The following is an 11,134-nucleotide window of genomic DNA, read 5'->3' as shown; positions in this document are numbered from 1 at the left end:
GATGAATCTCGCTAGGCCTAAGAAAAAAGGCAGCGATCATGCAGCGCAACACGGCATTGAACTAGGGCTTAAAATCCCTACCATTAACACCAATTACTATTCCTTTATGGGGGCTGAACTCAAATACCGCAGACTCTATAGCGTGTATTTGAATTATGTGTTCGCTTACTAAAAGCTCACATTAAACCCCTTTGTGAAACTCCCTTTTTTAACCCTCTTTTTTTAGGGGGGTTTCTTTTTTGAACCCTTTGTTTTTTAATGGGTTTCTTTTTAAAGGGATTTCTTTTTTAAAACTTTCTTTTTTAAACCCTTTTTTTGGGGGGGGGTTTGATTTTTTTGCCAATCCCCACTGCTTTCGCTTTTTAATCTTTAAGTTTTATTTTTGGGGGGGTTTGATGAAAAATCCTTTTTAGCGTTTTTAGTGATTATTTAGTAGAAAACTTGACGCTACTTTAAGCGGTAGTTTTTAAAAAGCGCTTCTTTATATTAGGGGGATTAAGTGGGATAAAAGGGAGAGAACGATTTCAAAGCACTTTCTATCTCTTTAATAAAATAAAACTCAATAAAATGAGTTTTATTATAAAATCAAATCTAAAACGATTATTTTTCACTCACAAAACTTTTAAACTTTTAAATTTTTAAACTTTTTTAAAATTTTTTACTAACAGATCTTTTAATCTTTTCACTGATTTTTCAATCCGCTTCTTTTTTAATCTTTTGATCTTTAATTTTTTAATCGTTTAATCTTTTCATTAACTTCCCAATCCGCTTTTTAATCTTTAAGTTTTGATTTCTAGCTTTTTAATCTTGCTCTATCGCTTGCGCTATAATGAGCTGATATTATATTTTAAAAGGAATAAATATGCCAAACACCACCAACAAAGATTACACAAAATACAGCCAAAGACAGCTTTTTAATTTTTTAAATTCTATCAAGCCCAAACAAAAAAGAGCGTTAGAAAAATTGAAGGAAATCCAAGCTCAAAAACAAAGAATCAAAAAAGTGCTCCAATTTAAAGCGCTCCATTTAACCGAAAACGGATACACCATAGAAGAAGAGCGAGAAATCTTAGCAAGGGCTAAAGATACCAAGAACCACCTTTGTTTTAAAAGCATAGAGGATTTTAAAAAGCATTGTGAAAACTTAAGATTTAAAAATGCTGATGATTGAAACCAGTAAAAAATTTGATAAGGATCTTAAAATTCTTGTTAAAAACGGGTTTGATTTAAAGCTTTTATATAAAGTGGTTGAAAGTTTAGCCAAAGAGCAACCCCTAGCTCCCCAATACAAAGACCATCCGCTCAAAGGCGGTTTAAAAGATTTTAGGGAATGCCACTTAAAACCGGATTTATTGCTTGTCTATCAAATTAAAAAACAAGAAAACACCCTCTCTTTAGTAAGGTTAGGCAGTCATAGCGAGCTGTTTTATAAATCACCCATAACGCCTAAAAAGAACGCAACAATCGCATGCTAACCCTCTAACCCCTATTAAGAAATAATTTAAGCGTTCAACTCTACTTTTTCTCAGTGATGCTCTCCTCAAGCCTAGCCCATAATTATTATCGTCTGTTTCATCAATTGATCACCACCGCAAAAAAGCCTTATTCTAGTAAAAGCCTTGTTTTTATGAAGCGCTTTTGAAGCAAGCCCTATAACGCTAATAACCAACTCTTTTTTCTCAATCGTGAGGCCTCTTTAATAATACGGGTATTGATAAAGAACGCTCCTTAAATTTATTCTCATCTCGCTTCCATTATGCACTATTATGTGCTATCAATTAACAAGTTTCAATATAATATAAGATCTTGTTTTTTTATAACTTGTCGTTTGTTAAGGATCAAAATGCGCGTGTTTGTTTGCTTTTTAGGGGTTTTTGTGTCTAATGGCTTGGCTCGTTTTGGCTATGTGGTTTTAATCCCCCTACTCATTTTATCAGGGAGTTTAACCCCACACCAAAGCTTCCAACTAGGTATTGCGGTGTTAATGGGCTATGTTTTTGGGAGTTTTTTAATCCAATTTTTAAGCCCGTTAATGTCATTAGAAAGCATCGCTAAAATTAGTTTTGGTTTGATCGCTTTGAGTTTTTTAATCTGTTATTTTGATAGTATCCCTTTCTTTTGGCTTTGGATCTGGCGTTTTATCGCCGGTGTGGCTAGCAGCGCGTTAATGATTTTAGTCGCTCCCCTCTCTTTACCCTATGTCAAAGAAAATAAAAGAGCCTTAGTGGGGGGGTTTATTTTTAGCGCTGTAGGCATTGGATCTGTCTTTAGCGGGTTTGTTCTGCCTTGGATCAGCTCTTATAATATCAAATGGGCATGGATTTTTTTAGGGGGCAGTTGTTTGATAGCTTTCATCCTTTCCTTAGTGGGGTTAAAAACCCGCTCTTTAAGAAAAAAATCCGTTAAAAAAGAAGAAAGCGCGTTTAAAATCCCCTTTCATTTGTGGTTGTTGCTCCTTTCTTGCGCGCTCAATGCGATTGGTTTTTTACCGCACACGCTTTTTTGGGTGGATTATTTGATCCGCCATTTAAATATCTCCCCCACTATTGCTGGAACTTCATGGGCGCTTTTTGGTTTTGGGGCCACGCTTGGCTCTTTAATGAGCGGCCCCATGGCTCAAAAACTAGGGGCTAAAAACGCCAATATCTTTATCCTTATTTTAAAGTCTATCGCATGCTTTTTGCCCATTTTTTTCCACCAAATCTCTTTACTCAATTTAAGCATCTTTATAATGGGAGCGGCCACAACCGCCAATATCAATTTATTCAGCATGATGGCTTTAAAAATTGCAGGCGCAAAGCATTTCGCTAAAGCGTCTTCGTGGGTGGTATTTTCTTTTGGCATTTTCCAAGCGCTTTTTTCGTATCTTTTTACGATCTTTTTAGGGGATTTGGGTTATCTTTTGATTTTTGTCATTTGTGGGGTGTGTTTGGTTTTAAGCTTTATCGTTCTTTTCCCTATCAAAATGCAAACAGCTATCAATAAATAGAAAAATTATGGGGTTTCAAAACCCTTAATGCCGAGAAAATGCTTAAAACTCTTTAAGGAATTTAAGATTTTTTCACGCTCTAAATGGCGCATGATAAAAACGAGATTAGAGCCGTTTTGATCCTTTAAAATATGTTTAGGCGGGTAAATGACATGCATCACGCCGTTAATACTCACCAAAAGATCGCTTCCAATGTCAATAATCCCCTTGATGCGTAAAATCTGTGTGCCGTATTGATGCAACAACAAACTCAGCCAAATCCCAAACGCGCTCCATTCCATCGCCCCTTCAAAATTAATGCTTAAAGTTTCAAAGCCTTGCGAATGCGAATCTTTTAGCATTCTTGGCATAAAATTTCGCACCCTATTTTTGCGTAAAAAAAAGCTTTCGTAATCTATATTTTTCTTGTCAAAAATTTCTGCGCTAGGGTTAAGGGCTTGTATTCGTTCTTTTAGTTTTGTTAAAGCCCCGCTGTCGTTTTGCAAATCCGTTTTGGTCAATAAAACGCTATCAGCAAAAACGATTTGCTCTTTAGCTTCGTTGTTTGTTAAATGCGTTTTAGCGTTCAAAACATCCACGCAAGCCACCACGCTTTGAATCTCAAAATGCGCCCCTAAAAAAGTGTCGCTCAAAATCGTCCATAAAATCGGTGCCGGGTTGGCTAAACCGGTGGTTTCAATGATGATGCGCTTTAGAATTTCGCCACGCCATTCATAGTTGTTGAGCGTGGCTTTTAGAGACTCCACTAAATCTAAGCGTTTGTTGCAACACACACACCCTGCGTTAAGATAGAGCATTTTTTCAGCGCAATATTGAACGCTTAAGATGCGCTGATCCAAAGCGGCTTGACCGATTTCATTGATGATAAGAGCGACGCCTTGGTGATCTATTTGGTTTAAATATTCGCTTAAAAAACTCGTTTTACCGCTACCTAAAAAACCGGTGATGAGCGTGATAGGGATTTTGGGCATCAGTGAGTGGTATTTGTATTTTGATTTAAAAACGCTAACAGATGAGAATCTAGGGCGTCCATTTCTTTTTTGGCTAATTTTTGCGCCTTACCCCACAAATCGCCTAAATCATTCACAATCACGCTCTGCCCTTTTTTATCGCACAGCACAAATTTCGCACCTTGCCAATCATTAATTTTTAGCCCATAAAACGCCAAGATTTGATTGAGTAATCCCACTCGTTTGAGCCGTGCTCTTTTGCGTTCTCTAGCGTTTTCATTAGTGCTAATAAGCGCATTTGGCTCTTTCAAATTTTCATCGCTCCCATAATTTTCATCACTCCAATGAAAAGAACTGATAAGCTCCCCGCATAGAACGCACATTTTTCAACCTTTTAATCAAACGCCAAAGATCTTTTTGGCGTTATCGCTATTTTTTTCTGGGGTTTCGTTTTAAGAAATCATCAGCGATTTCATTGAATGTTACCCAACGCACGCCCTCATGCTTGTTGATATGCTCAATGATTTTTTCATGCATGAGCAACACTTGCGGACGGGCGCTCACATCAGGGTGGATTGTCATGCTAAACACCGCATAATCCATCTCACGATAAACCCAATCAAATTGATCGATCCACATTTGCCCTATATCGTGCGGGCTTACAAAACCAAAGCTATTGGGGGATTTTTTGATAAACATCATCGGCGGTAAATCGTCCAAATACCAGTTCGCAGGGATTTCCACTAAATTTGTTTCCACCCCACGGATTAAAGGCTTCATCCAATCCTTAGCCTCCAAACTATAATCAATCTTGCTCCAACTATCCCCCACGCGCACATAATAGGGCGTGAAATCATTGTGCATGAGCGAGTGGTCGTATTTGAAGCCGTGTTTTAAAAGCAATTCATTAGTGATATTAGAAAACTCCCACCACGGTGCCACATAGCCTGTGGGGGCTTTGCCGGTGAGATCTTTAATCAACTCAACGCTTTTTAACAAAACATCTTCTTCTTGCTTAGCGCTCATAGCGATAGGGTTTTCATGCGAATACCCATGCGCGCCCACTTCATGCCCTGCATCCACGATCATTTTCATTTGCTCTGGAAAAGTTTCAATAGAATGCCCCGGCGCAAACCAAGTCGCAGGGAGATGGTATTTTTTAAACAATTTCAAAAGCCGTGGGATCCCCACTTCACCCGCAAAAAGCCCGCGCGAAATATCATCAGGCGAATCCTCCCCACCATAGCTCCCTAACCAACCAGCCACCGCATCAATATCCACGCCATAAGCCACTAAAATTTCTTTTGCCATAATCGCTCCTTTTTAAGTGAGTTTTCCAAACCCCTTTTTGGTGAGTTTGGTGTCAAAATCTTGTAAATAAGGGATTTTTTGGCGTTGCAACGCCACTTCGTTCAAATCCATTTCAGCGATAATGACCTCATTGAGTTTAGTGGCTTGTGCGATGATTTTCCCATTGGGCGCGATGATTCTTGAATCACCGGCAAATTCTAGCGTTTGTTTTAATTGAGCGTTAGTTTCTTCCCCGCTATGATTGCACGCACACACAAAACAGCCATTTTCTAACGCTCTAGCTTTGCTCAATAAATCCCAATTATAAGCCCTAGCTTTACCAAACGCGCTAGGATAGATTAAAATCTCAGCCCCTTGTAACGCTAACAGATTCGCACCTACGCCAAAGCCGATTTCATAGCAAATTTGCAAACCCACTTTCGCACTAAAATCCCCAAAATCCAGCGTAAAAACCTCGTATTTTTTACCCCTTTTGAAGCGCGATTTTTCATCGCCCCACAAATAGATTTTACGATGCTTGCCAACGATCCCGCCTTTTGGTGGAATGATATAAGCGCTATCGTAGAGTTTTTGATTGGTTTTTTCAATGCTGCATGCCACGATATGCGTATCGCTAGATTTTGCAAAATCGCTTAACGCTCTCAACGACTCGCTTTTTAGCGTTTTCTCGCCATGCTCTATCGCTTTAAAATCCAACCCAAAATCCGCATCCTTATCATTCACGCAATAACCGCTATCAAACAATTCCGGTAAAACAATGAGATTCGTGCCTTTGTTGTGGGCTTCTTTGGCCAGACTGAGCGCTAATTGCAGGTTTTCATTTAAGGCGTAGGGTTTGGATTGCATTTGAATCACAGCGGTTTTTAGGATTCTTTTAGCAGGATTTTTTGTTTTCAAGATCCACTCCCATTTTTGTTTTTATTGTATAAGATTAAAAATTAAAAGAGGATTAAAGGGGTTAAAATCCACAGGAGTTTGTGTCAAAACTTACCATTATTATTCAAAAATCGCAATAACGCGCTAGAGAGCGAGCTCACAAACACGCCAATAAGAAAGATTAACCCGTTAAAAAGATGCAAGAATAAAAGCGCTCCTAAAATGCCTAGTAAAACCCCATACCCCCCTAAACGCCACACATTGAAAGACATTTCCAAACCCAGGGCGAATTTTTGGAATTTTTGCTTTTCTTCTTTTTCTCCTGAATTTTGTTTCCTTAAATCCAAACGCTTTTTAACGCCGTAATACGAAGACAGCGCCACGATAAAAAACCCCAAAAACCCCCCTTCAAAATTCAAAACCCCTTGAAATGCTTGGAAAAAATAAACGATGATCGCGCTAACTATATTGATAGAAAGTAAAACAAGCAAGCATTGGATTTGGCACATGGGATTTTATTGGATTTATTTTGTTTTATTTTGTGTGTATTTAGGGTCTTTGGCTAGTTCTTCATAGTCTTTTTGCATGTTTTTATAAGCCTTATAGACATTGAGAAAGCTCGCTAACACGCCCCAAATAACCCCAAGCCAAAAAAGCCACGAAATGTGAGTGAGCTTTTTAAGCCCATAGCCTATAGCCACGCCCATAAGGATCGCTACCACCATAGACAGCCCTAAGCTCAAATAATTCGCCCCCTCTATGAATTTATAATACTTTGGCTTTTTCAAAAATTCACACGCCCTTTATGATTTCATCAAAACTTTCATCGGCTTTTGCGATCGTAAAATCAATCATCTCTTCAGTCATAGGCTCACAAATAAAGCCGGTTTCAAAGCTTGAACATGCCAAATACACGCCTTTAAAGAGCATTTTTTGGTGGAATTTTGCAAACATTTCGGTATCGCTTTTTAAAGCGTCATCAAAATCGCACACCGCATTTTCGTTAAAGAAAAAGCCAAACATGCTCCCCATGTTGAGCGTCTCTAAAGCGATGTTATAGCTTTGAGCGCTCTTTTTTAAACCTTGAGTCAAACGAACGGCTAAAGCGTTTAAGCGAGTATAAAGGGTTTTGTCTCTTTTGATTTTATAAAGCGCGCTCAACCCCGCGCACACCGCTAGGGGGTTACCGCTTAAAGTGCCTGCTTGATACACGCCTCCAATGGGTGAAAGCAAGTCCATAATTTCTGCACGCCCTCCAAAACACGCCAAAGGAAGCCCAGCGCCTATCACCTTACCAAAGGTTACCAAATCCGGCACCACGCCATAAAATTCTTGCGAACCGCTCAAACTCGCTCTAAACCCGCTCATCACTTCATCTAAAATCAGCACCGCTTGGTATTTTTCACACAAAGCCTTTAAGCCTAGTAAAAACTCTTTTTGAGCCGGCACTAACCCCATATTCCCAGCAATGGGTTCAATAATGACGCAACCCACATCGCCTTTTTTAAAGCATTCTTCTGTGGAGTTTAAATCGTTATAACGAGCCACTAGAGTGTGTTTGCTAAAATCGTTCGGCACGCCTAAAGAAGAAGGCGATCCAAAAGTAACGCACCCACTACCCGCTTTCACCAATAAGGAGTCGCTATGCCCATGATAGCACCCTTCAAACTTGATCAAATCGTCTTTTTGGCTATAAGCTCTAGCGAGTCGTATCGCGCTCATGGTCGCTTCTGTGCCGCTATTGACTAAACGCACCTTATCTAAGCCTTCATAACAAGAAATGATTTCCTTAGCTAAAGTGGTTTCTAATTCTGTGGGAGCGCCAAAAGAAGTGCCTTTTTTTAATGCATTAATAATATTTTTTTCAATCTCCTCATCAGCATGCCCAAAAATCAAAGGCCCCCAGCTTTGCACAAAATCTATATAATGGTTGTTATCCACATCATAAAGATACGCCCCCTTACCCTTTAAAATAAAGGGGGGAGTGCCTTTAACGCTCTTAAACGCCCTCACAGGTGAATTGACCCCCCCAGCGATCACCTGCTTAGCTTCATTAAAATCATTAATGCTGTGCAACAACTCCATGATTTTTAATTATCCCTTAATCATGCTTTCAAATTGGATTTCCACTTGCGACCAAGTCAAGCCCTCATGAAAACTCTCGCATCGTTTAGCCAAGCTCGCTAATTCGTTTTTCAAGCCAAAATTCAATAGATCCAAAACCCCTTTAACCACGAGCTTATCGCCAGCAACCGTGTATTGCATAGGCACTTTCACCAATTTTTCATTCATCCTCACATAAGCCGTAAGAGAACCCTCATGATCGCCTTCTATCACATTCCTAAAAGTAACTTTGATGTTAGTGTTTTTAAAAAGAGCGAAAAAAGCCTCTTTAACATTTTTGTTTTTAGTGTCATCGCCTAAATTGACTTTCAAGCTATCCATGCTCGCATTTGCCCCTTCTAAAAGGGTTTTTAAACTATCTTGAGATTTACCCAGTTTATAGGTGATGCTTTCAAAAGTTCCATTTACTGGTGTTTTAGCCTTAGTTTTAAAGGCTGTCCATGTTAGCTTAGCCGAAGATAAATCCAAATTCACCGCTTGCAAAAACCCTGCTAGTAAAGCCGATACCAAAACCATTTTTTTCATTCATTATCCTTTAATGTGGTCTTATCAATAACGATTATTATTTTAGTGTAATTTCAGCACGCTTACAACTAAAACGATTCATTTTGATAATCATTTGCACTCCAAAGACGACTCAAGAGATACAATTGCGTTTATTTTAAACTCTTTTTGTAAATAATGCTGACTGAAACAAACTTTCTAAAACCATTCATAAAAAGGTTAAAGCGCATGGCTATCGCTATAACCTTGAATACAGAAAAATTCACAGCGATCGGAGTTTCAGCCTGAAACCATCTTCGTGTAAATCGCCTTGCTTTAAAAGCTCATCCGTGCTAGGGCTGGAATAATGCTTGGCTAAAATAATGAAATAGGCGTTGTTATGCACCCCAATAAGGTTAGGTTGGAAATAAGGGAAAGTTTCAGGGTTTAAAATCCATGTTGCAACTTTATTATACGCCACAGAGAGCCTTTTTCCGGCTCCACTACCCCACAAATCATACCCGTTCTCAAAAAGCAATTCGCCTGATATAGTTAGCGCAAGAAGCGCGAAATTGGTATAAGCTATCCCCTTAATGCCCTTTGTAGGGCCGCCATGATAATCGCTCGTATCGCTCCTAGTGATCGCGCTAGTAATAACCCCATCCTCATCTATGGCTTTAAACACCCACTCTTGCCACCGATTAGCGCTATTTTGCAAAAGGGCATGATCGTCTAACGCTAGTGCAGAACTCACATCAAAGAGAATGCCCCACGCCCCATGGTTAGTGTTAAGAGCTGATTGAGAATACTGGCGCATCCGCTTAATGAAATCTTCATATTCTGGGCTAGGAAACGCCTTTTTAACAAACCAATAAGCCATGTTCATATAAGGCATGTAAAAATTGATATTATCCTCGCTCTGATAAGTATTTACGCTTTGAAGCTCTTTAGCCCAAGCGTTTAAAATTTCTATAGCTTTTAAGCCGTATTGTTTGTTTTTACTCACCACATAGCCTAGCGCTAAGTCATAGGACATGGTGGCGGATTTTTTAAAACTCTTTGTGCATTTATCAGGCTCTCTAACCCCGGTAGAAGTGTAGTGTTTTGATGCGTTAAGTTGCGTGCATGGCTGTATTTTTTGGGAGAGCTTTTTATCAAGATGGAGTTTTTGGGGCAAGTCTCTAGATTTAAAATCCCTAAAAAAGTAATCTTGCTCAGCGTAAGCTTGAACGCAAACGCAAACACCCATGAGTGATAAAAACAAAACAAATCTTTTCATTTCTCGCCTTTATTTTAATGGTTTAAAAATAGCGTTTTAGGGTAACGCTTTTAACAATACAAATTTAAGCGCATGCGTATTAAGAGTGCTAACCGCTGAAAGGGGCAAGACAAAGAGCGCTGATTTTTCATTAAGGTTATTTTCAAAATCATTGGTTAAATTGGGGTGTAAAAACCCTAAATACGGCTCTAAACCAAACGCCTCTAATTTTTGCGCTTCTAAATTTAAAAAGGCGCAAAAATCCCTAGTCATCTTATCAATGTTTTCTACAACATCGCATTTATTGAGCAACACCCCAAAAGGCTTATTGGCTAAAGCGGGTGAAAATTTTTCCAACTCCAACCTCAAGCGTTGGTATTGCTCTTTAATGCCAAAATCCAGCCTGGAAGCGTCTAAAACAAAGGCTAGAACTTTGGTGCGTTCAATATGCTTTAAAAAGCTAATCCCTAAGCCTTTTCCCTCACTAGCCCCTTCAATAATGCCAGGAATATCCGCCATTAGAAATCCGCTTTTTTCATCCACGCTCACAACCCCTAAATTAGGCACTAAAGTCGTAAATTCATAGTTAGCGATTTTAGGCTTAGCGTTAGAGATGGTGGAAATGAGCGTGGATTTACCCGCATTAGGGAAGCCCACTAACCCTATATCAGCGATGAGCTTTAATTCCAAACGCACGCATTTTTCAACCCCCTCTAAGCCTTTTTGCGCGTAAGTGGGTTGTTGTTTAGTCGCGCTTTTAAAATGCGCATTCCCTAACCCCCCCTTGCCTCCTTTTAAGGCTAACACCCTTTCTTTAGGCTCCACTAAATCAAGCCACAACTCATCACCTACAAAAACTTGCGTTCCTGGTGGCACGACAATAATTTTGTCTTCGCCCTTTTTGCCCGCGCAATTTCGTGTGCCTCCTGGAGCCCCGTTTTTAGCCTTATGGTGTTTGGTGCCTCTAAAACTCGCTAAAGTGTCAGTATTGTTATCCACTTCAAAATACACATCGCCGCCATCGCCTCCATCGCCTCCATCAGGGCCTCCTTTGATGACAAATTTTTCTCGCCTAAAACTCACCATTCCAGGCCCCCCCTTACCTGAAGCGATGATGATTTCCACGCTATCTACAAACACAGC

At 39.6% G+C, this 11,134-nt stretch carries 14 protein-coding genes; 4 read left to right on the top strand and 10 right to left on the bottom strand.

Annotation, left to right across the window (positions count from 1 at the left end):
- From FIM66_RS03570 to FIM66_RS03550, 4 genes are all read left to right on the top strand, one after another.
- Positions 1–172, top strand: a 172-nt coding sequence (locus tag FIM66_RS03570) for an outer membrane beta-barrel protein (protein ID WP_140600019.1), incomplete at its 5' end; no start/stop codon positions are given.
- Between the two features lie 690 nt (positions 173–862).
- Positions 863–1,171 carry a type II toxin-antitoxin system antitoxin gene (locus tag FIM66_RS03565; protein WP_140600017.1) on the top strand — a complete coding sequence of 103 codons (309 nt, stop codon included), beginning with the start codon at positions 863–865 and terminating at the stop codon, positions 1,169–1,171.
- Positions 1,158–1,475, top strand: coding sequence for a type II toxin-antitoxin system RelE/ParE family toxin (locus tag FIM66_RS03560; RefSeq protein ID WP_140548018.1), 318 nt, complete (start codon positions 1,158–1,160; stop codon positions 1,473–1,475). The genes FIM66_RS03565 and FIM66_RS03560 overlap by 14 nt, the downstream gene beginning before the upstream one ends.
- A gap of 368 nt (positions 1,476–1,843) precedes the next feature.
- Positions 1,844–2,989, top strand: coding sequence for a YbfB/YjiJ family MFS transporter (locus FIM66_RS03550; protein ID WP_140548019.1), 1,146 nt, complete (start codon positions 1,844–1,846; stop codon positions 2,987–2,989).
- Between the two features lie 5 nt (positions 2,990–2,994).
- Here FIM66_RS03550 and FIM66_RS03545 read toward each other — a convergent pair whose 3' ends face one another.
- From FIM66_RS03545 to obgE, 10 genes are all read right to left on the bottom strand, one after another.
- Positions 2,995–3,960: a CobW family GTP-binding protein gene (locus FIM66_RS03545; RefSeq protein WP_140600016.1), complete on the bottom strand. Its 966-nt coding sequence runs from the start codon at positions 3,958–3,960 to the stop codon at positions 2,995–2,997.
- On the bottom strand, positions 3,960–4,322 hold the full coding sequence (locus tag FIM66_RS03540) for a hypothetical protein (RefSeq protein ID WP_120959351.1): 363 nt from the start codon (positions 4,320–4,322) through the stop codon (positions 3,960–3,962). Before FIM66_RS03540 ends, FIM66_RS03545 begins: the two co-directional genes overlap by 1 nt.
- A 46-nt stretch (positions 4,323–4,368) precedes the next feature.
- The gene (locus tag FIM66_RS03535) at positions 4,369–5,250 is read right to left on the bottom strand and encodes a polysaccharide deacetylase family protein (RefSeq protein WP_001040376.1); all 882 of its coding nucleotides are present in this window, start codon (positions 5,248–5,250) and stop codon (positions 4,369–4,371) included.
- A 12-nt stretch (positions 5,251–5,262) separates the two neighbouring features.
- The gene (locus FIM66_RS03530) at positions 5,263–6,147 is read right to left on the bottom strand and encodes a carbon-nitrogen hydrolase family protein (protein ID WP_140600014.1); all 885 of its coding nucleotides are present in this window, start codon (positions 6,145–6,147) and stop codon (positions 5,263–5,265) included.
- An 83-nt stretch (positions 6,148–6,230) separates the two neighbouring features.
- Positions 6,231–6,635, bottom strand: coding sequence for a hypothetical protein (locus FIM66_RS03525; protein WP_000336521.1), 405 nt, complete (start codon positions 6,633–6,635; stop codon positions 6,231–6,233).
- 15 nt (positions 6,636–6,650) lie between these two features.
- A complete protein-coding gene (locus FIM66_RS03520) occupies positions 6,651–6,914 on the bottom strand; it encodes an AtpZ/AtpI family protein (protein ID WP_000743087.1) in 264 nt (87 codons plus the stop codon).
- A gap of 4 nt (positions 6,915–6,918) precedes the next feature.
- Positions 6,919–8,211: a glutamate-1-semialdehyde 2,1-aminomutase gene (gene hemL / locus FIM66_RS03515; RefSeq protein ID WP_140600012.1), complete on the bottom strand. Its 1,293-nt coding sequence runs from the start codon at positions 8,209–8,211 to the stop codon at positions 6,919–6,921.
- 9 nt (positions 8,212–8,220) lie between these two features.
- Positions 8,221–8,775, bottom strand: a complete 555-nt coding sequence (locus tag FIM66_RS03510; RefSeq protein ID WP_140548024.1) for a YceI family protein — start codon at positions 8,773–8,775, stop codon at positions 8,221–8,223.
- 241 nt (positions 8,776–9,016) lie between these two features.
- Positions 9,017–10,012 carry an alginate lyase family protein gene (locus tag FIM66_RS03505; protein ID WP_140548025.1) on the bottom strand — a complete coding sequence of 332 codons (996 nt, stop codon included), beginning with the start codon at positions 10,010–10,012 and terminating at the stop codon, positions 9,017–9,019.
- A gap of 36 nt (positions 10,013–10,048) precedes the next feature.
- Positions 10,049–11,131 carry a GTPase ObgE gene (obgE, locus tag FIM66_RS03500; protein ID WP_140548026.1) on the bottom strand — a complete coding sequence of 361 codons (1,083 nt, stop codon included), beginning with the start codon at positions 11,129–11,131 and terminating at the stop codon, positions 10,049–10,051.
- Positions 11,132–11,134 lie beyond the last annotated feature (3 nt).

It is taken from the genome of Helicobacter pylori, from assembly GCF_006439795.1.
Taxonomy (GTDB): Bacteria; Campylobacterota; Campylobacteria; order Campylobacterales; family Helicobacteraceae; genus Helicobacter; species Helicobacter pylori_CR.
This window is presented reverse-complemented; position numbering and strand designations above follow the sequence as displayed.